At 50.5% G+C, this 21,438-nt stretch carries 23 protein-coding genes, 1 tRNA gene and 1 pseudogene; 9 read left to right on the top strand and 16 right to left on the bottom strand.

What is annotated here, in order from left to right; genetic code table 11:
* The first annotated feature begins 155 nt into the window (after nucleotides 1-155).
* On the top strand, nucleotides 156-401 hold the full coding sequence (locus ACLJZ5_RS07810; protein ID WP_023202707.1) for an AAA family ATPase: 246 nt from the start codon (nucleotides 156-158) through the stop codon (nucleotides 399-401).
* Between the two features lie 302 nt (nucleotides 402-703).
* Here ACLJZ5_RS07810 and ACLJZ5_RS07805 read toward each other — a convergent pair.
* From ACLJZ5_RS07805 to ACLJZ5_RS07790, 4 genes and pseudogenes are all read right to left on the bottom strand, one after another.
* Nucleotides 704-808: pseudogene (locus ACLJZ5_RS07805) on the bottom strand (IS5/IS1182 family transposase); the annotation flags it as partial.
* A 383-nt stretch (nucleotides 809-1,191) separates the two neighbouring features.
* Entirely contained in the window at nucleotides 1,192-2,535 is a 1,344-nt protein-coding gene (locus ACLJZ5_RS07800; RefSeq protein ID WP_228373341.1) for a ferric reductase-like transmembrane domain-containing protein, read from the bottom strand.
* 50 nt (nucleotides 2,536-2,585) lie between these two features.
* Nucleotides 2,586-2,849, bottom strand: a complete 264-nt coding sequence (locus tag ACLJZ5_RS07795; RefSeq protein WP_024797641.1) for a YdgH/BhsA/McbA-like domain containing protein — start codon at nucleotides 2,847-2,849, stop codon at nucleotides 2,586-2,588.
* A 25-nt stretch (nucleotides 2,850-2,874) separates the two neighbouring features.
* The gene (locus ACLJZ5_RS07790; protein ID WP_023254044.1) at nucleotides 2,875-3,498 is read right to left on the bottom strand and encodes an FMN-dependent NADH-azoreductase; all 624 of its coding nucleotides are present in this window, start codon (nucleotides 3,496-3,498) and stop codon (nucleotides 2,875-2,877) included.
* 100 nt (nucleotides 3,499-3,598) lie between these two features.
* Between ACLJZ5_RS07790 and ACLJZ5_RS07785 the strand changes: the two genes are divergently transcribed.
* Nucleotides 3,599-4,513, top strand: a complete 915-nt coding sequence (locus ACLJZ5_RS07785; protein WP_024797642.1) for a LysR family transcriptional regulator — start codon at nucleotides 3,599-3,601, stop codon at nucleotides 4,511-4,513.
* 190 nt (nucleotides 4,514-4,703) lie between these two features.
* Here ACLJZ5_RS07785 and ACLJZ5_RS07780 read toward each other — a convergent pair whose 3' ends face one another.
* From ACLJZ5_RS07780 to ACLJZ5_RS07770, 3 genes are all read right to left on the bottom strand, one after another.
* Entirely contained in the window at nucleotides 4,704-4,937 is a 234-nt protein-coding gene (locus ACLJZ5_RS07780) for an Arm DNA-binding domain-containing protein (protein ID WP_345789036.1), read from the bottom strand.
* Between the two features lie 110 nt (nucleotides 4,938-5,047).
* Nucleotides 5,048-5,123: transfer RNA gene (locus ACLJZ5_RS07775), tRNA-Phe, on the bottom strand.
* A gap of 105 nt (nucleotides 5,124-5,228) precedes the next feature.
* Nucleotides 5,229-5,936, bottom strand: a complete 708-nt coding sequence (locus ACLJZ5_RS07770) for a DUF554 domain-containing protein (RefSeq protein WP_024797643.1) — start codon at nucleotides 5,934-5,936, stop codon at nucleotides 5,229-5,231.
* A 424-nt stretch (nucleotides 5,937-6,360) separates the two neighbouring features.
* On the opposite strand from ACLJZ5_RS07770, the gene ACLJZ5_RS07765 reads away from it, so the two are divergent.
* Nucleotides 6,361-8,496 (top strand): ornithine decarboxylase, encoded by a 2,136-nt coding sequence (locus ACLJZ5_RS07765; RefSeq protein ID WP_024797644.1) that lies wholly within the window; start codon nucleotides 6,361-6,363, stop codon nucleotides 8,494-8,496.
* A gap of 61 nt (nucleotides 8,497-8,557) precedes the next feature.
* On the opposite strand, the gene ACLJZ5_RS07760 is transcribed toward ACLJZ5_RS07765, so the two are convergent.
* The 4 genes from ACLJZ5_RS07760 to mutY form a co-directional block, all read right to left on the bottom strand.
* On the bottom strand, nucleotides 8,558-9,814 hold the full coding sequence (locus tag ACLJZ5_RS07760) for a nucleoside permease (protein ID WP_024797645.1): 1,257 nt from the start codon (nucleotides 9,812-9,814) through the stop codon (nucleotides 8,558-8,560).
* A gap of 216 nt (nucleotides 9,815-10,030) precedes the next feature.
* Nucleotides 10,031-11,116 (bottom strand): membrane-bound lytic murein transglycosylase MltC, encoded by a 1,086-nt coding sequence (gene mltC, locus ACLJZ5_RS07755; RefSeq protein ID WP_000976289.1) that lies wholly within the window; start codon nucleotides 11,114-11,116, stop codon nucleotides 10,031-10,033.
* A 112-nt stretch (nucleotides 11,117-11,228) separates the two neighbouring features.
* Nucleotides 11,229-11,504, bottom strand: a complete 276-nt coding sequence (locus ACLJZ5_RS07750) for an oxidative damage protection protein (protein ID WP_000091706.1) — start codon at nucleotides 11,502-11,504, stop codon at nucleotides 11,229-11,231.
* A 27-nt stretch (nucleotides 11,505-11,531) separates the two neighbouring features.
* Complete coding sequence (gene mutY / locus ACLJZ5_RS07745) at nucleotides 11,532-12,584, bottom strand: A/G-specific adenine glycosylase (RefSeq protein WP_001148959.1); 1,053 nt, start codon at nucleotides 12,582-12,584, stop codon at nucleotides 11,532-11,534.
* 154 nt (nucleotides 12,585-12,738) lie between these two features.
* On the opposite strand from mutY, the gene trmB reads away from it, so the two are divergent.
* The 5 genes from trmB (at nucleotide 12,739) to ACLJZ5_RS07720 (ending at nucleotide 16,928) form a co-directional block, all read left to right on the top strand.
* Nucleotides 12,739-13,458: a tRNA (guanosine(46)-N7)-methyltransferase TrmB gene (trmB, locus tag ACLJZ5_RS07740; RefSeq protein ID WP_024798290.1), complete on the top strand. Its 720-nt coding sequence runs from the start codon at nucleotides 12,739-12,741 to the stop codon at nucleotides 13,456-13,458.
* Nucleotides 13,458-13,784 carry a YggL family protein gene (locus ACLJZ5_RS07735; RefSeq protein ID WP_001107574.1) on the top strand — a complete coding sequence of 109 codons (327 nt, stop codon included), beginning with the start codon at nucleotides 13,458-13,460 and terminating at the stop codon, nucleotides 13,782-13,784. The genes trmB and ACLJZ5_RS07735 overlap by 1 nt, the downstream gene beginning before the upstream one ends.
* A gap of 49 nt (nucleotides 13,785-13,833) precedes the next feature.
* On the top strand, nucleotides 13,834-14,553 hold the full coding sequence (locus ACLJZ5_RS07730) for a DUF2884 domain-containing protein (RefSeq protein ID WP_000984827.1): 720 nt from the start codon (nucleotides 13,834-13,836) through the stop codon (nucleotides 14,551-14,553).
* Nucleotides 14,554-14,741: 188 nt separating this feature from the next.
* Complete coding sequence (gene ansB, locus ACLJZ5_RS07725) at nucleotides 14,742-15,788, top strand: L-asparaginase 2 (RefSeq protein ID WP_000394189.1); 1,047 nt, start codon at nucleotides 14,742-14,744, stop codon at nucleotides 15,786-15,788.
* 132 nt (nucleotides 15,789-15,920) lie between these two features.
* On the top strand, nucleotides 15,921-16,928 hold the full coding sequence (locus ACLJZ5_RS07720; RefSeq protein ID WP_024798289.1) for a DUF1202 domain-containing protein: 1,008 nt from the start codon (nucleotides 15,921-15,923) through the stop codon (nucleotides 16,926-16,928).
* A gap of 91 nt (nucleotides 16,929-17,019) precedes the next feature.
* Here ACLJZ5_RS07720 and hemW read toward each other — a convergent pair whose 3' ends face one another.
* From hemW to ACLJZ5_RS07695, 5 genes are read right to left on the bottom strand one after another with little or no spacing between them, the layout of a single operon-like run.
* Complete coding sequence (gene hemW, locus ACLJZ5_RS07715) at nucleotides 17,020-18,156, bottom strand: radical SAM family heme chaperone HemW (RefSeq protein WP_024798288.1); 1,137 nt, start codon at nucleotides 18,154-18,156, stop codon at nucleotides 17,020-17,022.
* A complete protein-coding gene (locus tag ACLJZ5_RS07710) occupies nucleotides 18,149-18,742 on the bottom strand; it encodes an XTP/dITP diphosphatase (protein WP_023195148.1) in 594 nt (197 codons plus the stop codon). Before ACLJZ5_RS07710 ends, hemW begins: the two co-directional genes overlap by 8 nt.
* Nucleotides 18,743-18,749: 7 nt before the next feature.
* Nucleotides 18,750-19,040, bottom strand: a complete 291-nt coding sequence (gene yggU / locus ACLJZ5_RS07705; protein WP_001277203.1) for a DUF167 family protein YggU — start codon at nucleotides 19,038-19,040, stop codon at nucleotides 18,750-18,752.
* The gene (locus tag ACLJZ5_RS07700; RefSeq protein WP_001094848.1) at nucleotides 19,037-19,603 is read right to left on the bottom strand and encodes a YggT family protein; all 567 of its coding nucleotides are present in this window, start codon (nucleotides 19,601-19,603) and stop codon (nucleotides 19,037-19,039) included. Before ACLJZ5_RS07700 ends, yggU begins: the two co-directional genes overlap by 4 nt.
* Before the next feature lie 18 nt (nucleotides 19,604-19,621).
* Nucleotides 19,622-20,326 (bottom strand): YggS family pyridoxal phosphate-dependent enzyme, encoded by a 705-nt coding sequence (locus tag ACLJZ5_RS07695; RefSeq protein ID WP_000997812.1) that lies wholly within the window; start codon nucleotides 20,324-20,326, stop codon nucleotides 19,622-19,624.
* Between the two features lie 17 nt (nucleotides 20,327-20,343).
* Here ACLJZ5_RS07695 and ACLJZ5_RS07690 point away from each other — a divergent pair, with 17 nt between their 5' ends.
* The gene (locus tag ACLJZ5_RS07690) at nucleotides 20,344-21,324 is read left to right on the top strand and encodes a type IV pilus twitching motility protein PilT (RefSeq protein ID WP_024798287.1); all 981 of its coding nucleotides are present in this window, start codon (nucleotides 20,344-20,346) and stop codon (nucleotides 21,322-21,324) included.
* Nucleotides 21,325-21,438: the final 114 nt, after the last annotated feature.

The following is a 21,438-nucleotide window of genomic DNA, read 5'->3' as shown; positions in this document are numbered from 1 at the left end:
GTATCCCTTGTATATCAAGGAGTCTAACATAAAAAATGTCAGTAACGTTCATTATAGAACAATTTATAAAATGGCAGTTATCAGTGAGGTTGCTTGCTGTAGGGAATGCCGGCGATAAAATATCCACATACAGAAGGCGGTGACAATGATATAGCATGGCCATTCTCTCCATCCACGGCGTTCGCAGTTATCAGGGTGAAAAGCCAGTAGAGTTCGACTTGAGTAAGTATGTCACTCTTATCTATGGACAAAACGGTTCTGAGAAATCAACCGTTTCTGGCTACTTTTATAAGCATGGTCGACCAGATTACAGCCGGTGCAGCCTGCAACCTCCATTGGATATGAACTACCTGGTGTTTAACCAGCAGTATGTAGACGATATTTTCAGTCAACCTTCTTAGCCGGGCATTTTCACTTTACATAGTGAAAATGCAGAAATAAAAACGGAAATAGATGATCTGGAAGCGGAGAGTAAAGTTTTTTTGCCCGGCGTGATGCTTTGGACGTGCAAAAACGCGACGTTGAGGGTATGGAAGAAAACATTAAAAATGGTTCTGCGAGACATATTTATGGGATTTGATGGCTGGAATCATGATCTTACCCAGTAATAGTGGACCCGCAACTAAGTGGGTAAACTCTCAACCAGAGGTGACTCACATGACAAAACCAGCATCAACCACCAAAAAGGCACGCAAGCAGCACACGCCTGAATTGCCTCGTCGTCCAGCCAGAAAGTGATGGAGTCGCGGTGGATAAGGGCTTTATTGTAGTTGCGCCAGTTGGTGATTCTGAACTTCTGCTTTGCCATGGGACGAGCTGTGTTGCCGGATGATGTGTGAACTGATCCTTCAACTCATCAAAAGTTCGATTTATTCAACAAAGCCGAAGATAACCCGTCTCTATCGATCATTACGTAGTAATGGAAACGGTGTGGAGGGGCGCACCTCTTTTTCATATCTAAGGGACGCCGTAGTGGCGTCCCTTAATTATTTACATAATCCCTTTTCTGACCAGAGGAGTATTAACCCACTCATGAGCTTCTTTACTTATCTCAGCATCCGGATCGCATTGTGCCAGTAGTCCGGAAAGTAAATTACAGAGCTATTTCTGAGATTCGGTTTCTTCGATTTGTTGTAAACCAATACCGAGGTAGCCTGAGAAAAATATGTATATGAATTTTCTCATCAATAATTAACGCATATTAAAACGATCATAATGGAAGGCTTTCTCTGATATCCCGTACTTTTGTAGTCCGGATAGTAGACTTTTCGCAAAACCTGCTGGCCCGCAAAACCAGACGTGAACGTTTTGGCTATTATCGCTTTCCATCATAATATGTTTGGCTTCCAGTTTCATCCCGGCATCGATACGGTGTAAAGTCACACCTGCTGCTGTACATAATAAATCGAGATTTACAGGGTACTGCAAATCATCATGCTGACCAACGCAATACCATAAATCAATAGGGCAGAGTTGGTGGTCTGAGTTTTTTAAATATTCCAACTGAGATATAAAAGGAGTGATACCGATCCCTCCCGCAACCCAGACCTGACGCTCAGATTGAATATTAAAGTCTAAATAACCCCAGGGGCCCTCAACAATCACGTCCTGTCCAGTTTTTAATTCTTTCTTTAGTGAATGTGTATGATCCCCTAATGATTTAATGGCAAAACGCAAGTGTTTTTTATCCTGGTAATAAGAGGCTATAGTGAATGGGTGTGCCTCTGCATCATGTTGAAATGTTAAAAATGAAAACTGCCCAGGTGTATGCAATAGAGGAGTGTCAGTATGTAGAGTTATTTCTATAATATCATTTGGGTAATAGTCGATGTTTGTGATGATCGCAACGCGTTTGTTTTTATAACCAATCATATTAAATAGTGAAAGGACGGCAGCGTAAATACCTGGAATACTCACAATTACCAGCAGAATGCCCGCAGGTGAATTCCACCAATATGTTTTAAATAGAACGGTAAAAATATGGAAAGCAGTAGCCAGGTAAAAAACAGGAAACAGACGATGTATAAAATGGAAAATGTTATAAGGGATTTTTTTTACAAGAGAAACCAGCACCAATCCTATCATCAGGTATGTAGACCATTCAGCAGCTAACAATCCTGCATAGATCAGTTGAGATTGCCATGAGCTTATCTGAACACTTCCCAGTGATCCTGGATGAGCAAGCCAGCCATTTTGCACCAGCCAGTGAGGTATTTTTTCGTCCAGCCAGTGCGCCAGCGTAAAGACTGTCGCGATAATACCAGCTTGTTTGTGTAAACCCCACGATTTATCCAGACCTTTCAGAATTCGATTCAACCAGGGTGAACGCAAAATCAGACACATAGCTAATGTCATAAAACACCATGCGACGCACCCACTAAAAAATAGAAAGTTTTGCCGAAACAGCCAAAAGATTTTAGATGTTTCAGCGTGGAATATTTCACCTGATAAGACAAAAATAAGACTTGCTGTGAGTAATGTTAAGCTACTCACAAAATACGTTATTTTCATAATGGCCTGTTTTTTAGCAGGCACGGGCAATTACCCGTGTCCTGGATAATAATTACGATTGATTGTAATTGTGATTATTTATAAAGAATAGCGGTGGCGTGTGATTGATTATCGATATGAAATGAAGTGATTCGATAATAATGAGCACCTGACGCTTCAGTTTTATTCTGAAGGAGTTGTATGATGCTTTCAGGATTTGTATTTATGGATGATACACTAACATGAGCAATTTCTTTCATGTCTGTTTCTGGATGACTAATTTCTGTTGCAGCAATGGATGTCTGCCCAAATAAAGAGAGTAAGAAAAAAGAGGTGACAATTTTTTTACTGATATTCATAAGAATTCCTTTCATATTAATAAACTTATCGATTAAAAGCATGAGCCAGCATACAGGGAATTTGCGCCAGCGAGTTTTTTTCTGCCAGAGATCTGCCTGGTACGGTTTTATCCACTCCTTCGGTGGGCAATATATGGACGTTAGTGATCCCCATCAAATTTAACGTTGACCGCAGATAGCTTTCCTGATGATCCAATTCCCGATGCCTGGTATCTGAATAAATTCCACCACGCGTGGAGACAATAAATGCTGGCCTGTCGACCAGTAACCCCGTTGCACCCGTAGAGGTAAAACGAAATGTCAGACCAGCCTGGCAAACCTGATCTATCCAGGTTTTCAGACCCGAAGAGACAGAGTGGTTAATCATCGGTGCACCTATTACTAATATATCGCAGAGGCTCAACTCCGCGATCGCGTTTCTGATACCCTCCACTTCACTTTGCGTTTGTGCGTCTGTAGACATTAACTTTCCCCCAAGCACCAGAAATGTCTCTTCGCGTAAGTGGGGTGGCGGTGTCCGTCCGAGATCGCGGTATGTCACGCTGGCATTCGGAAAGCGCTGGCAGATAGCTTTTGTCAGCGCCAGGCTCAGCTTTCGTGAGCTGGAGTTGCAGAGCATAGGGCTGCTGTCAATGTGGAGGATCTTCATGGTGTTCGTCTCATTTAAAACGTGTGGCTAGTTTAACCGTTCTTAAAATGATGTTTAAATAGACGAAATTGAACTTCATTGTTGCGATAAAAGAACAATCATGATTGACTGGAATGATTACTGGTATTTTGCCCTGATTGCAGAAGAAGGAAGCTACAGCCGGGCGGCAATACGTGCGCAAGTGTCCAAATCGGTGCTAAGCCGACGGATGTCGGCATTAGAGGAACAGCTTGGTGTACATCTGATTCAGCGGACAACCCGACGCCTTGCGCTGACCAAAGTCGGCGAGCAATTTGCGCAGGAGTGTCAGAAGCTGGTAAATCAAAGTGAGCGAGCCCGCGCTGTTGTTCAGGCGGTGCAGGAGTATCCACAGGGGACATTACGGATCAGTGCGCCGGTATTCATGGCAGAAACGTGGCTGGGAGCGCTCATCAACGAATTTATTGCTCGTTGGCCGCTGGCAAATGTGCAGCTCCTTGCTGTCAATCGCCCGGTGGATATGATTGCAGAAGGCATTGATATTGCGCTATCAGTAAGTTCAGGGGCATTGCCTGATTCTTCGTTGCACTATAAAAAAATCAATACGCTATACGATATTTTGGTTGCCAGCCCCCAGTGGGCCGAGCAACATCCTGATTTAAAGACCATTGGAGATCTTCACAGGGCTCCGGCAATGGTGAGACTGGCCGACGGTCGTATGCAATCGTGGCATTTAATCAATGGGAGTCAGGAAATCACCCTGTCACTTTCCCCCCGTTTGTATTCCAATAATCTGCGGGTTCTGTTACAGGCAGTCGCTGGCGGCAATGGTGTGGCTTTATTACCGTTTCCGGCCTGCAAGGAAGAATTGCAAAACGGGGGACTGGTACAAATTTTCCCCGAGTGGTCTGGCCAGCCAAGACAGATTTATGCACTATTCCCAGCGAACAAAGGAATGCCCGCAGTTGCACGCTATTTTATGGACGAGTTAACCATGCGGCAGGAGAAACTAAATTCAGGACATCAAAAATGTTAATTCATAGCGGCAGGGAACTGTCGCCGTGTTGTTGTAACAAATGACCAGACATGACTGTGGCAGATAATCCCGGCTTAGACATTCTGCAATCAGTTCAGAAGTCTTAAATATACGCTATGTTGCCGGGCATAAATATAGGGCGCAACGTCCCCCTCGCGGCTCACGTCCAGATAATCTGACCACCACTGCATCATCTCCATACGCGCCTCCATGTACTAACCTGCGGATAGGGGCCGAAAGTCAGACGATTTTCTTTACCGCCGAAGCGATAGCGGAAATACCATAGCTTAGAGCCGTCAGGTACAGAATTTGTGAATCGGTGATTTTTGTAGGTTTTTCGAGGGGGCGCGGCGCAGATCTTGCCATCAGTTAATATGAGGGTCTCTCCGTTCCTCGAACTGAATGAACCCTTAATCTGACCCACAATTTTCCGGATACGTAGGGATAAATCAAAACGCACCTGAAAAGATTTCCACGCTAAATCATTGAATTAAAAACACATGGGGATTTTTAAGGAAGTATAAAAAGGAAAGGTGGTGCCCGGACTCGGAATCGAACCAAGGACACGGGGATTTTCAATCCCCTGCTCTACCGACTGAGCTATCCGGGCAACGAGGCGCATTAAACCGTAATCGCCTCGCTTCGTCAACGAAATTTCTTCAAATCAACGTAGACTGCACAATCTATCACCACTTTGTTGCTATTGCACGCAGAATCAGGCAAAAAACATCGTCCATGCGGCGGAAATCGGCATCGCCAGCAACAGCGCCGGGAGCATATTCACTACCGGAAACATTTTGATTCCACATACACGCAAGCCGGTCGCCACCAGCAGCAGTCCGCCTACAGCGCTAAAGTCGCCCATCATTGCCGGCGTGGTCAGTGGAAGAATGAGGGTGGCGCAGGCGGCAAGCGTTAACTGGATAATCAACATCGGCGCGCAAATCGCCGAAACGGCGATGCCAAGCGAACAGGCGAAAATAATGGCAGTGAAAAAATCCAGAAAAGATTTAGCGATCAAAATGTTTGGATCGCCAGTCATCCCTTCATGCATCGCGCCGAAAATACCGGTGCCGCTGGCGCAAAAAAGTACAATGATAGCGACGTAACTTTGAATAAATGAGTCGTGTGTCGGCTTCTTACCCGATGCCATAAATAATTGTTGGATTTTCGCGACTGCGCCATTAATGCCTTTTTCCAGCAAACAAAACTCGCCGATAAGCGCGCCGACCAGCGTCGCCAGCACCATCACCGGAAGATTAGCGCACTTCATCACCAGCAGAATGCCAATTCCCAGAGAGCACAGACCAAAAATAGACGTCATTGAGACGCGAATCCGTTCTGGCAGACGCTGACTTAACAGCGCGCCAATAACGCCGCCGAATAAAATTGCGCCAGCGTTAATAAAAGGTCCAATTACCACAATGACTCCTGTTATTTGTCTTTCAAATTGCCTTATTATCACGCGATTAAGCTGTTAATAGCTTGATTATCTGTGACGTATAGAGCGCTGATTTTACCTTGCGCCGTCTGGTGAAAGGTGCCATGATTGCGCGAAATTTCTCCTGCCAGCATGGGGCTCGCCGGGATGAACATAGCGCCTTTATATTGTCTTCACTGTCGCCTGACTGCGCGAGGTTTGCCCCTTTCTTTCCTTTTTTTTGTCATCCCCGCTATGCGGTGAGGGCAGCGCACGCTCACTGCAGGACAACAGTAAAATCAGAAACAGTCTGTTTTTACTGATGTCTGGCGGTCGGAGCTGGTATCCAGTTTGACCCGGCATCTCGTTGGGCAAGGCATCGGCCTTGTCCGGGGTTACTCTACTCCCGAAACGGGTATTTGTGCTTATGAAATCAATGAATATTGCCGCCAGCGGTGAACTCATCCCCCGTCTCTCCACCCACCGAAACGTAGTGGCGCTGGACAGTACAGACTTTACCGATGTGGCCGCAGTCGTCATTACCCCTGCCGACAGCCGTAGCGGTATTCTGGCGTTGCTTAAACGCACCGGTTTTCACCTGCCGGTATTTATGCTTGCGGATGAACCCGTCAGCGCGCCTGTCGGCGTTACGGCGGTAATCGGCGGGAACGCGCAGGAATGGCTGGAGCTGGAAAACGCTGCCTGTCGCTACGAAGCGGAACTTCTGCCGCCCTTTTATGGCACCCTGACCCAGTATGTCGACATGGGGAATAGTACCTTTGCTTGTCCGGGGCACCAGCATGGCGAGTTTTTTAGAAAACATCCCGCAGGCCGCCATTTTTATGACTTTTTTGGTGAAAACCTGTTTCGTGCGGATATGTGTAACGCCGATGTGAAACTTGGCGATCTGCTCATACATGAAGGTTCTGCCAAACACGCGCAGAAATTTGCGGCAAAAGTGTTTAATGCGGATAAAACCTACTTTGTGCTGAATGGAACTTCGGCGGCGAATAAAGTGGTCACCAACGCCCTGCTGACGCGCGGCGATCTGGTGCTGTTTGATCGTAATAATCACAAATCCAACCACCACGGCGCCCTGATTCAGGCCGGGGCGACGCCGGTCTATCTTGAAGCGGCGCGCAACCCGTTTGGTTTTATCGGTGGTATTGATGCGCACTGTTTTGATGAAACGTACCTGCGCGACCAGATTCGTGACGTGATGCCGGAAAGCGCCGATGCGTCGCGTCCGTTTCGCCTGGCGATCATTCAGCTGGGTACCTATGACGGCACTATTTACAACGCCCGTCAGGTGGTGGATAAAATCGGGCATCTCTGCGATTACATTCTGTTTGACTCCGCGTGGGTAGGCTATGAGCAGTTTATCAATATGATGGCGGATACCTCGCCGTTGCGGCTGGAGCTTAATGAAAACGACCCAGGGATCTTTGTGACCCAATCGGTACATAAGCAACAGGCGGGGTTCTCACAAACCTCGCAGATCCACAAAAAAGATAACCATATTCGCGGCCAGGCGCGTTTTTGCCCGCACAAACGCCTGAACAACGCCTTCATGTTGCACGCCTCGACCAGCCCGTTCTACCCGCTGTTTGCGGCGCTGGATATCAATGCCAAAATCCACGAAGGGGAGAGCGGTCGCCGCCTGTGGGCGGAGTGCGTTGCGCTGGGCATTGACGCGCGTAAAGCCATTCTCGCCCGCTGCAAACTGCTTCAGCCCTTTATCCCACTGGTGGTTGACGGCAAGCCGTGGCAGACATATCCGACGGAGACCATTGCCAGCAATCGTCGTTTCTTCAGTTTTGAACCTGGGGCGAAATGGCATGGCTTTGAGGGTTATGCGGATGACCAGTATTTTGTCGATCCTTGTAAACTGTTACTGACCACGCCAGGTATTGATGCCGATAGTGGGCGGTACACCGAATTCGGCATCCCGGCGACCATTCTCGCCCACTATCTGCGTGAGAACGGTATTGTGCCTGAGAAGTGCGATCTCAACTCGATTCTGTTCTTGCTGACACCCGCCGAGAGCGAAGAGAAACTGGCGCGGCTGGTCGCGATGCTGGCGCAATTTGAACGGCACATTGAAGACGATACGCCGCTTGCGGATGTATTGCCGACGGTTTTTCAGAAATACCCGGTGCGCTACCGCGATTACACCCTGCGTGAGCTATGTCAGGAGATGCACAACCTGTACGTTAGCTTTGACGTTAAGGATCTGCAAAAAGCGATGTTCCGCAAAGAAAGCCTGCCGCATGTGGCGATGAACCCACAGGACGCCAACAGCGCCTTTATTCGCGGCGATGTAGAGCTGGTGCGTATCAGCGAGGCGGACGGGCGTATTGCTGCCGAGGGGGCATTGCCATACCCGCCGGGCGTACTGTGCGTGGTGCCGGGGGAGATTTGGGGCGGCGCGGCGCAGCGTTATTTTTTGGCGCTGGAAGAGGGCATCAATCTGTTGCCCGGTTTTTCGCCGGAATTGCAGGGGGTATATAGCGAGACCGATGCCGATGGAATTCAACGCTTGTACGGATATGTTTTAAAGTAACGTTGCCTGCAGGCCGGATAAGGCATTTACGCCTTATCCGGCCTGCGAAACAGGGCAAGGATTAATGTGCAACGGGTTGCGAACTTGCCGGAACGCGAACGTGTTTGTATTTGAACAAGGCTACGAACGCAAAGGCCAGCACCAGCGAGTAGCCTGCGAAGATGAGCCACACGGTCTGCCAGTCGGTAATGCCGTTTTGAGTGTAATACTCCACCACTTTACCGCTCACAATGCCGCCCAGGATACAGCCGAAGCCATTGGTCATCATCAGGAACATCCCCTGCGCGCTGGCGCGGATTTCCGGGCGTACTTCTTTTTCGACAAACACCGAGCCAGAAATGTTGAAGAAATCGAAGGCGCAGCCGTACACAATCATCGACAATACCAGCAGAACGGTACCGAACGGCGTCGGGTCGCCATAAGCGAACAGGCCGAAACGCAGCATCCACGCCACAATACTGATAAGCATAACGTTCTTAATACCATAACGGTTCAGGAAGAACGGAATGGTCAGGATGAATAACGTTTCAGAAATCTGCGAAATCGACATCATCACCGAGGCGTGCTGCACGATAAAGCTACTGGCGAATAGCGGATCTTTATCAAAGCTATGCAGGAAGGTGTTGCCAAACATGTTGGTGATCTGCAGTTCCGCGCCCAGCATCATGGAGAAGATGAAGAAAATCGCCATCCGCTTATTTTTAAACAGCGCAAAAGCGTCAAGGCCCAGCATTGATGTCCAGCTCTGGTTTTTCTGTTGGTTCGCCACCGGAATGTGCGGCAGGGTAAAGGTAAACAGTACCAGCAGAACGGAAAGCGTCGCGCCGATATAAAGCTGCATATGGCTCAGCTCGAAACCGGAGAAACTCACGCCCCACATCGCCAGAATAAAGCCAATGGTGCCCCAGATACGGATAGGCGGGAAGTCAGTCACAATATCCATGCCGGCAGACTGCAGGCGGTAATACGATATTGTATTGATCAAGCCCAACGTCGGCATATAGGCCAGCGAGTTAAGCAGGATCACAAAGAACATCGCCCCAGGCGTAGTGACTTCCGCGGCCATGAATAGCGTGATGGCGCCGACGACATGACACAGGGCATAGACCCATTTCGCGCTCAGCCATTTGTCAGCCACAATGCCTAACAAGGTCGGCATAAAGACGGCGGCAATCCCCAGTGAACTATAAACTGCGCCAATAGATGCGCCGTCAAATTTTAAGGTGACGAACATATACGAGCCCAGGGTAGTGAGCCAGCTTCCCCACAGACAGAACTGCAGAAAAGAGAGTATTTTAAGCTGCAGCTTAAGATTCATGTTAATTTCCTCACACCTGAGAGCGGATGAATGTTTTAAAAGGCACATTTGCCGTTGTGATTTGGTGTGATTCTATCAATGAGAGGCGGGCTTTTTTTGTTACCTGTGACAAATATTTGCAAACAATTTCTGATTGCAAAGCAAAAGAGTGACGGAGTTAACACTTTTACCTTTCCCGCCTCTGTCATTTGCCGGCCAGAGACGGGATGCGATGGTTTATCGGCGGCGATACGATCGCTGGGCGGAATTCACCTTATACAGATAGCGGCGCGACTCCGCAGATGGATGTCGGGTGGTTAATATCTGGTACACATCCCCCGGCGACATGCGGTTAATCATATTCGCGGCCTGAATCTTATCGTTCGAGAATACGCGTAATACGCTGCCTGCGCCGCCATTGTAGGCGGTAATGACCGCATAGCGCCGCGACGTCGGATTCTCAATACCGCTCAGATAGACATTATTCAACATTGCCAGATACGCTGTGCCGGTATCGATATTGCTGGCGGGGTCGAACAGGAAGTTACGGCTTGGCGTGCCGGACTTACCCTGAGAACGGAAAACATCTTTCCCGGCGCTGTGTTGCACCACCTGCATCAGGCCCAGCGCATCCGCGTGGCTGACTGCATACGGGTTAAACGAGGACTCCGTTTGCATAATCGCCAGAATCAGCGACTCGTCAACGCCGTATTTACGGGAGGCCTGGCGTACCATGCCAATATATTTATGCGCGCGTTTATCAAGGTGGTTCGGCACCAGATTAATGGTGACGCTGTAAATAATACGCAGGCCGTTACTGCGGCTTTTGAGCCGCGTTTTCAGCAAGTAATCCGCGAATGTCGTGGCGCGGCCTTCCCAGCGAATAGGCTGGCCGGTATTGTCGAGGACCTGACCATACAGGAAGGGTTCTTTAGAAATTTTTATGTCATCGACATCGGAGTAAAGATCGACGGAGGTTGGGTCGTCACCCATGAGCAACGTTTTAATAATGGCCCGGCGCAGATGTGCGGTAGGTTCCGTCCCGGCGATGGTTTCAACGGTAATGGTCCCATCATCAAAGTTGATGTGGCTGCGGGTCTGGAACTGATCGGTATATTTGACGTAGTCTTTCGGCCCGGCGATCAGGACTTCCTTATATCCCCACAGATTTTCAATATTGTTGGCAAATTGCCCCATCAAAATATCAAAGCCGTTGGTATCCTTGACCCAGGCTTCATTATACGTCTCGCCTTTTTTGGTCGAACTGGAGCAGGAGATGAGCAACGGCGCAATAACAGCAAGCGCGAGTAATTTTTTCATCATTCCGGGAGTGCATGTTGTGTTGTCGTTATGCCATGTTGCCGGGCAGCGGCGCTAAGGGCTTATCCGGCATAACTCACAGGCCGAATAAGCGCAGCTTCATTCAGCAACGGGCCTATTTTTTATCTTCTGGCGTATAACCTTCGATATGAACGTCTTTGCCTTCGAACAGGAAGCTCACCATCTCCTGTTCCAGCAGCTTACGGTGCTCGGCGTTCATCATGTTGAGCTTTTTCTCGTTAATCAACATGGTCTGCTTATGCTGCCACTGCGCCCACGCGTCCTTAGAGATCTCGTTATAGATACGTTTTCCCAGTTCGCCAGGGTAGAGCTGAAAATCTTGCCCTTCAGCGTCGCGTTGCAGGTAAGTACAAAAAATCGTTCTGCTCATAAGTCATCCTCTTCATCGACCGGGGCGTTAAACTGGCGCTCCGGTACGTAACTGCTGTAACAAGCGCTCCACGGGGGCCGCCAGTCCGACTGACGGCGGTTGCGCTAAGTTATACCAGAGCGCGCTGCCTTCATCCATGCAGGCGTCCAGTGACGACACGGGAAGCCACATAGGCACAATATCCAGGTGGAAATGGCTAAATGTGTGGCGAAACGCGTTAAGCTGGGTCAAATTATCAGCATTAACATGCCGTTGCGCCAGCCATTCACGTAATTCATCTTCGCTGGCGAACTGCGGAAAGCAGTAGAGTCCGCCCCATAAACCGCTGGGAGGGCGCTGCGCCAGGAAAATCTCCTGATTATGCTGTAACAATAAAAAGTAACCCGTCCGCTCCGGCAACGTCTGTTTCGGTTTCTTGCCCGGATAGCGTGACCAGCTTTCATGCGCAGCGGCGATACAACCGTTTTGCAGCGGACACAGGGTGCACTTTGGCTTTGAACGCGTACAAACCATCGCGCCCAGATCCATCATCGCCTGATTAAAACGCTCCACGCCGCGTGCGGGCGTCACTTGCTCGCTCAACGTCCACAGCGTATTCTCCACCTCTTTTTTTCCAGGCCAGCCGCTAACAGCATAACAGCGAGCCAGCACACGTTTAACGTTTCCATCAAGAATCGGATAATGTTTACCTAACGCGAGGGAGAGAATTGCGCCGGCGGTTGAACGCCCGACGCCGGGTAGCGCGGCGATTTCGGCAAAAGTTTGCGGGAATTCTCCACCGTGAAGCGTCGCCACCTGTTGCGCCGCTTTGTGCAAATTACGCGCGCGGGCGTAATAGCCGAGCCCGGTCCATAAATGGAGTACTTCATCCAGCGGCGCATTCGCTAAATCCGTTACCGTCGGAAAGCGCGCCATAAATCGCTCAAAGTAAGGAATCACCGTCGTCACCTGCGTTTGTTGCAACATGACTTCCGAGAGCCATACTTTGTAAGGCGTCTTGTTAATTTGCCAGGGCAGCGTTTTCCGCCCGTATTTGTCGTACCAGTCCAGAACCTGGGCTGAAAATTGAGACGCTTGCATGGAAACTCATTCATTATTGCCGGGGGCAAGATTGCAGCACAGAGGCCGCAGGGTGTAAACCGGAACTTTCCGCAGTGCGCTTCATGCTTGCATCCGGCAACTAACTTTGGATAATGCCCGTTTTCAGAACTCAAACACAGCAGACTACACTTTTATGAAAAACGACGTCATTTCACCGGAATTTGATGAAAACGGTCGCCCACTGCGCCGTATTCGTAGTTTTGTTCGTCGCCAGGGGCGACTGACAAAGGGGCAAGAGCACGCGCTGGAAAACTACTGGCCGGTGATGGGCGTCGAGTTCAGCGAAGCGCCGGTAGATTTCGCCACGTTGTTTGGTCGCGAAGCGCCGGTGACGCTGGAGATTGGTTTTGGCATGGGGGCGTCTCTCGTGGCGATGGCGAAAGCGCGCCCGGAGCAGAATTTCCTCGGCATTGAAGTGCATTCGCCCGGCGTCGGCGCGTGCCTGGCGTCCGCTCATGAAGAGGGCGTTGAAAACCTGCGCGTCATGTGCCATGACGCGGTAGAAGTGTTGCATAAAATGATTCCTGACAATTCTTTATCGATGGTTCAGCTCTTTTTCCCTGACCCGTGGCATAAAGCGCGTCATAATAAACGCCGTATCGTTCAGGTGCCGTTTGCTGAACTGGTATTGAGCAAGCTGAAATTGGGCGGCGTTTTCCATATGGCGACCGACTGGGAAGCGTATGCGGAACACATGCTTGAAGTCATGTCTTCTATCGACAGGTACAAAAATCTGTCAGAGAGCAATGATTATGTACCGCGCCCGGAATCGCGCCCGGTAACGAAATTTGAACAACGTGGCCATCGTCTTGGTCATGGCGTATGGGACTTAATGTTCGAGAGGGTGAAATAATGGCAAAGAACCGTAGTCGTCGTCTGCGTAAAAAAATGCACATTGACGAATTCCAGGAATTAGGATTTTCGGTGGCATGGCGTTTTCCGGAAGGTACATCTGAAGAGCAGGTCGATAAGACTGTCGATGACTTTATTAATGACGTTATTGAGCCTAATAAACTGGCGTTTGACGGCAGCGGCTACCTGGCCTGGGAAGGGCTGATTTGTATGCAGGAAATCGGTAAATGTACCGAAGAACATCAGGCGATTGTGCGTAAGTGGCTGGAAGCGCGCAACCTTGAAGAAGTCCGAACCAGCGAACTTTTCGACGTTTGGTGGGACTAATGAGTACAGGGTCGGCAAATGCCGGCCCGCTTTGTCTTGAGGGAAAGTTATGATGCGCAAAACGCTGCTGGCGGCAGTGCTAACGTTTACGGCGATGGCCGCTCATGCAGATTACAAATGCAGCGTCACGCCGCGTGACGATGTGATCCTGAGTCCACAAACGGTGCAGGTGAAAGGTGAAAACGGCAACCTGGTGATCACGCCGGACGGCAATGTGATGTACAACGGTAAGCAGTACACCCTTAGCGCCGCGCAGCGCGAGCAGGCGAAAGATTACCAGGCGGAACTGCGAAGCGCGCTGCCGTGGATTGATGAGGGCGCCCGATCGCGCGTCGAAAAAGGCCGCGTGGCGCTGGATAAAATCATCGCTAAAGAGGTGGGCGAAAGCAGCAACATGCGTAGCCGTCTGACGAAGCTTGATGCGCAATTAAAAGCGCAAATGAACCGTATTATCGAACATCGTACGGACGGCCTGACGTTCCACTATAAGGCTATCGACCAGGTGCGTGCCGACGGTCAGCAGTTGGTGAATCAGGCGATGGGCGGTATTTTGCAGGACAGCATTAACGAAATGGGCGCCAAAGCGGTGCTTAAAGGCGGCGGCAATCCTTTACAGGGCGTGATGGGCAGCCTCGGTGGTTTGCAAACCGCTATCCAGAACGAATGGAAAAATCAGGAGAAAGATTTCCAGCAGTTTGGCAAAGATGTCTGTAGCCGCGTAGTAACCTTAGAAGATAGCCGCAAAGCGCTGGTTGGCAGCCTGAAGTAATCTTTCCTTTTTAAACAATGGTGTAGATCGTATCTGCGCCTTTTTATTCTGTTTTTTCCTGCATTTTGTTATCCATCTCTAAAAAATACTCTCTGTTGGATATATATCGCTGGTTAATCGTATGACATCACATTATTCGTCTGCAATATAGGGATAATGCGACCAGTTGACATAACTGGAGATATAACATGGAGTTTTTCAGGAAAACGGCATTAGCTGCTCTGGTAATGGGTTTCAGCGGCGCAGCGTTCGCTTTACCGAATATCACCATCTTAGCGACCGGCGGAACGATCGCTGGTGGCGGTGATTCAGCAACAAAATCAAATTATACGGCAGGTAAAGTTGGCGTCGAAAATCTGGTGGATGCCGTTCCTCAATTGAAGGACATTGCGGTAGTGAAAGGCGAGCAGGTCGTTAACATTGGCTCGCAGGATATGAACGATGAAGTCTGGCTCACGCTGGCGAAAAAAATCAATACCGAGTGCGACAGCACCGACGGTTTCGTGATCACCCACGGTACTGATACGATGGAAGAAACCGCTTATTTCCTCGATCTGACCGTGAAATGCAATAAACCGGTGGTACTGGTCGGCGCGATGCGTCCTTCCACGTCAATGAGCGCAGATGGCCCGTTCAACCTCTATAATGCGGTAGTAACAGCGGCTGATAAACAGTCTGCCAATCGCGGCGTGCTGGTGGTAATGAATGATACCGTGATGGACGGACGCGACGTCACTAAGACCAATACGACTGACGTGGCGACGTTTAAAGCGGTTAACTACGGCCCGCTGGGTTATATCCACAACGGTAAAATTGACTACCAGCGTACGCCAGAGCGTAAACATACCACCTCCACCCCGTTCGACGTGTCGAAGCTGACCGCGTTGCCGAAAGTCGGTATCGTTTATAACTATGCGAATGCGTCCGATCTGCCGGCAAAAGCGCTGGTAGACGCGGGTTATGACGGGATCGTGAGCGCAGGCGTGGGTAACGGCAACCTGTATAAAACGGTCTTTGATACCCTGGCGACCGCCGCGCACAACGGTACGGTAGTGGTGCGTTCTTCACGTGTGCCGACTGGCGCAACCACGCAGGATGCGGAAGTTGACGATGCAAAATACGGCTTTGTCGCTTCCGGCACGCTGAACCCGCAAAAAGCGCGTGTCTTACTGCAACTGGCGTTAACCCAGACTAAAGATCCAAAACAGATCCAGACGATGTTCAATCAGTATTAAAGAGAATGCCCCGGTCGGAAGGCCGGGGCCATCTTTGGAAGACCTCTCGCACAACCAACACTATTATCTTGCTAATTATCATCCTGGTTATGATAATCGTGGGCGTCATGTCTCTGGACGGGAGGTCCACAAGTGGTTCGACAATGGATTGCTGGCGCAGTGCTATTTGCCCTGATTTCAGGCTATAGTTGGGCAGAGGTTGCTCAACCCTCCGATAACATCTTAAAAGAACAGTTTAGTAAGCAGTACCACGGCATACTTAAACTGGATTCCATTACCTTAAAAAATCTTGATTCGACGGGCAATCAGGCCACCTGGTCTGCCGAAGGGGATATTTCTTCCCGTGAAGATATGTATACCGGCGTTGGTATGGCGGCGGATTATTATTTTGTTGAAAAAACCTGGACCAAAGAGCGTCCCGTTAAATTTTCTGCCATGTTAACCAGTAAAGGGACGCCAGCCTCTGGCTGGACGGTGAACTATTACTCATTACAAATGGCAGCCAGCGATCAGGGCCGGGCTATTGACGACATTAAAACGAATGATAAATACCTGATCGTCAACAGTGATGACTTTAACTATCGGTTTGGCAACATTGAAGCCTCCTGGCGTGCGCAGAAAGCGTCGATCCCCGGTCTTGAAGAACAACTCTCTGCCCTGGATAAGAAAATAGCGGTAGCTAAAAAAGAAGCGGACGCATATTGGGGAAAAGGCGCTGATGGGAAACCGTTGACCCGCGCCGAGGCGTTTAAAAAGACGTTAAAAGAGCGCGATGATTATGTAAAAGCCAACGATAGCAGCGTATATGCCGAGAAATACGAAAAAGAGGTCTATCAACCGGCATTAGACGCGTGCCGTAAGCAGAGTGAGCCGTGCAATGAAGCGGCTATTCAGCAGAAAAGAGATTTAGACATACACGAGCAACGGCGGCAGGTATTTTTGAAATCAGAAGAGCTGCGTCGAAAAGCGCAGAATGACTGGATAACGTTAGAGAAAGGACAATATCCGCTGAATATAGCGGTACAGAAACTTCAGATGCAACAGAGTGATATCCGTGTGAAAATTATGGATATTAATGACGGTTACGAGCGCTGGAAAAAAGATACGGACGATTTGCGTCGTAAAGGGGTTATTAAATAATGCGCTTGCCGGCGGCGCATTAACCGCCACAGGTCGGTAAGCGTCGCGCTATCAGGTATTTTACCCGCTGGCGCGACAGGCTTATTCCTTGTTATTCCGCGAGAAACAACTCAAGAAGAGAGTTTAAAAACAGTTTACCGTGCCGGGTAATCTGCCAGTATTGCTCGCATTCGGTCAGGTAGCCCTGGGCAATAGCCTCGTCGATTGGCTGACGAATAACCGCTTCCGTAAGCCCGGTATAGGCGACAAATTCGGCGCGAGGCGCGCGCTCCAGCAACCGAAAACGATTCATAAAGAACTCAAAGGGTTTATCGTCATCACTCACGTCACGCTGGCTTTCCAGGTAACGTCCCTGCATATAACCGCGTGGGTGACGGGTTTTGGTGGTGCGCAGGATCCTGCCGCCCGGGAAGGTGACTTTACCGTGGGCGCCGCAGCCAATCCCCAGATAGTCGCCAAAGCGCCAGTAGTTCAGATTATGCTGGCACTGATAACCGGGTTTGGCATAGGCCGACGTTTCGTATTGCTGATAGCCCGCGGCGGTTAATAACTGGTGGCCCTGCTCAAAGATATCCCACAGTGCGTCATCGTCCGGTAAAACCGGCGGACGCGAACCGAACAGAGTGTTGGGTTCAATCGTCAATTGATACCATGAGAGATGCGGCGGATTAAGCGCAATCGCCTGTCGCAAATCATTCAGCGCCTCTTCCAGCGTTTGGTCCGGCAATCCATGCATCAAGTCGAGGTTAAAGCTGCGTAGCCCAAGCCCATTTGCCAGTCTTGCTGCCCGCATCGCCTCTTGTGGACCGTGAATACGGCCAAGACGTTCCAGCTTAGGCTCACTAAAGCTCTGCACGCCAATGGAGATCCGGTTTACGCCGGCACGCTGATAGTCGATGAAGCGGTCGGCTTCGACCGTGCCGGGGTTCGCTTCCATGGTAATTTCTGCATCCGCCGCCAGATTCAGGCGTGCACGCACGCCGTCCAGCAGCGTTTGCATCGCCGGCCCGGAAAGCAGGCTTGGCGTACCGCCGCCAATAAAAATGGTCTTTACTTCACGCCCTTGCGCCCAGGCGACATCGGCGTCCAGATCGCTTAACAGATGCTGGACGTAGTCGTCATGCGGCACCTCGCCCTTCAACGCATGGGAATTGAAGTCGCAATATGGACATTTTTGTACACACCAGGGAATATGAATATAAAGACTGAGCGGCGGTAGTTTAGCCATTGCGTAACGCATCCAGCAGCAGCTTGAGCGCTTGTCCACGGTGGGAAATCGCGCTTTTTTCTTCACGGGTCAGTTCTGCGGCGGTTTTGCCTTCAGACGGTACGAAGAAAATGGGATCATAGCCAAATCCGCCATTTCCGACCGCCTGGCGAGTAATGACGCCAGGCCAGCTACCGTGACAGACTATCGGTGTGGGATCTTCGGCATGACGCAAATAAACCAGCACACAATGGAATCGCGCCTGGCGTTTGTCGTCCGGAACATCCCGTAGAGTATGCAGCAGTTTTTCCAGATTTTGCTGATCTGTCGCGTTTTCGCCAGAATAGCGCGCGGAATAGATACCCGGCGCGCCGCCTAAAACGTCAACGGCCAGACCGGAGTCATCGGCAATGGCGGGCAGACCGGTCATTTTAGCGGCATGGCGCGCTTTGAGAATCGCGTTTTCAATAAACGTCAGGCCGGTTTCTTCCGCGGAGTCAACGCCCAGTTCCGTTTGTGCTACCACATCAAGCCCAAAATCGCTTAACAGCGACGCGAGCTCGCGCACTTTACCGGCGTTGCCGGTTGCGAGAACAACTTTTTGCATGGAATACCTACTCAGTTAACGCCGCAATTTCCGGCGGGATCTGTTGCGGGTGAATAATTTTTACCTGTTTGTGACGGCCCAGCTCGCCTTTTTCGATGACGATCTGACTTTTCGCCACGCGAAACTGTTTACCGAGAAACTTGATCAGATGGCTGTTTGCCTGACCGTCAACCGGCGGGGCAGTAATGGCGACTTTCACCTCGTCGCCATGTAAGCCCACAATACTGTCGCGGCTGGCTTTCGGCTGAATATAAAGCCGTAACACCAGACCGTCTTCGCAGCGAGTCACAGCACTCATAACGCCATCCACAGCCCCGGCAGCAACATGTTGCCCGTCGCTTGTAAGACTTCAGCGATTCCCATATTAACGACATACAGCAGCAGCACCAGAACCATCGGCGAGAAGTCGATGCCGCCCATTGCAGGCAGTATACGGCGAATCGGGCTGAGCAGCGGCTCGGCAAGCTGAATCAATACATATTCAATCGGGCTACGACCCTGGCTCACCCAGCTCATGATAGCCATGACCAGCAGCACCCAGAAGATCAGCAGGCCGATTGTTTTAAGTAAGATAAGCACCGCGGCAATCCAGATAATCGCCTGAAACGTAATTACCTTAAACAGCACTATCGCCTTAATAACGCTAAGAATAAACGCCACCAGCAGGGAAGCGCTGTCAATCGGCCCCATTGGCGGGATAATGCGACGCAGCGGTCCGATGATGGGCTGCGTAATTTTCACCACGAACTGGGAGAAAGGGTTGTAAAAGTCACAGCGGGCCCACTGCATCCACACGCGCAATAATAGCACCATGGTATACAGCTCAATTACCGTTGAGAGCAGGAAGGTCAACGTATTCATGGCGTTCCTCAGTTTTCCTTAATTTTTTGTGTAATCACGAGCACCAAAGATAGCGGTGCCGATGCGCACCATTGTGCTACCTGCCGCAATCGCGGCTTCCATATCGTCGCTCATACCCAGAGATAGGGTATCAACGTCAGGGTAGCGTGCTTTCAGCCCGGCAAATGCTACAGCCATTTGACGTGCGACTTCAAACTGCCTTACATAATCTGACTCTGGCGCCGGGATCGCCATCAGTCCGCGAAGTCGCAGACGCGGCAGTGTAGCCACCGCAGCGGCCAGCTCATCCAGTTCCGCCAGCGGAATGCCTGATTTGCTGTTTTCATCGCTGATATTAATTTGGATCAGAACATTTAGCGCCGGCAGATTATCCGGGCGCTGTTCGCTCAGCCGCGAGGCGATACGCAGGCGATCGATGGTATGACACCAGTCAAAATGCTCGGCCACCAGCCGACTTTTGTTGGACTGTAAAGGGCCAATAAAGTGCCAGTGCAGGCCTTCCACTTTCGCTTCCTGAAAGTGGCGGATTTTTTCCACCCCCTCTTGTACATAATTTTCACCAAATGCCCGTTGTCCGGCGGCAATGGCTTCTGCGATGTCGCTCGCAGGTTTGGTTTTACTCACTGCAAGCAACGTAACTTCTTCTGAAGAGCGGCCGCAACGCGTCGCCGCGGCGGAGATTTTGTCCCGGATGTATGCCAGGTTATGCGCGATATCGTTCATTTTCCGAGGATGTTTATATGAATATGGAAGAAATTGTGACGCTTAGTGTAAAGCATAACGTCTCGGATCTACACCTGTGTAACGCCTGGCCTGCGCGATGGCGCAAACAAGGACGCATGGAGAACGCGCCTTTTACCGCGCCTGATGTCGACAGGCTTCTGCTTGATTGGCTTAATGATGCGCAACAATATCAGTGGCGAACGCACGGCCAGCTTGATTTCGCCGTCTCGCTGTCTGGCACGCGGCGCCTGCGCGCCAGTGCGTTCACACATCAACAGGGAACGTCGCTGGCGCTACGGCTATTGCCCGAGCGTTGTCCTGATCTGGCGGAAATCCAGACGCCGCCGATAGTACCCGCACTGCTTGCCAGCGAGAACGGACTGATTCTGGTCACTGGCGCTACTGGCTGCGGGAAATCCACCACGCTGGCGGCGATGGTGGGATATCTTAATCAACATGCCGATAAACACATCCTGACGCTGGAAGATCCTATTGAGTACCGTTACACCAGCAAGCGTTGCCTGATACAGCAGCGGGAAATCGGCCAGCATTGCGCCACTTTTGCCGCCGGGCTGCGCGCGGCGTTACGTGAAGATCCCGATGTCATTTTACTGGGAGAGCTGCGTGACAGCGAGACCATTCGCCTGGCGCTGACGGCGGCGGAAACGGGGCATCTGGTACTGGCAACCCTGCATACTCGCGGTGCGGCGCAGGCGGTGGAAAGATTAGTGGATAGTTTTCCGGCGCAGGAAAAAGAACCGGTACGCAGTCAACTGGCGGGTAGTCTGCGCGCTGTACTATCGCAAAAACTGGAGGTCGACAGACAGGAGGGGCGCGTGGCGTTGTTTGAATTACTGATTAATACGCCAGCCACAGGGAATTTGATCCGTGAAGGCAAACTCCATCAGTTGGCCCACGTGATACAAACCGGGCAGCAGCAGGGGATGATGACATTCGCCCAGAGCGCGCAATGGCGTCAGGCGCAGGGACGACTGTAGCGAAGATGGCGGCGTAGGGGCGTTGTAAAGTGTTGGCTGGCGCGGTGGATTGAACGGCATGCAGGCTTGTATCCTGGCGAACCGGCGTTAAAATCGCAGCTTTGTTAAAACCAC

Source organism: Salmonella sp. 5800 (assembly GCF_046558195.1).
Classification (GTDB): Bacteria; Pseudomonadota; Gammaproteobacteria; order Enterobacterales; family Enterobacteriaceae; genus Salmonella; species Salmonella enterica.
This window is presented reverse-complemented; position numbering and strand designations above follow the sequence as displayed.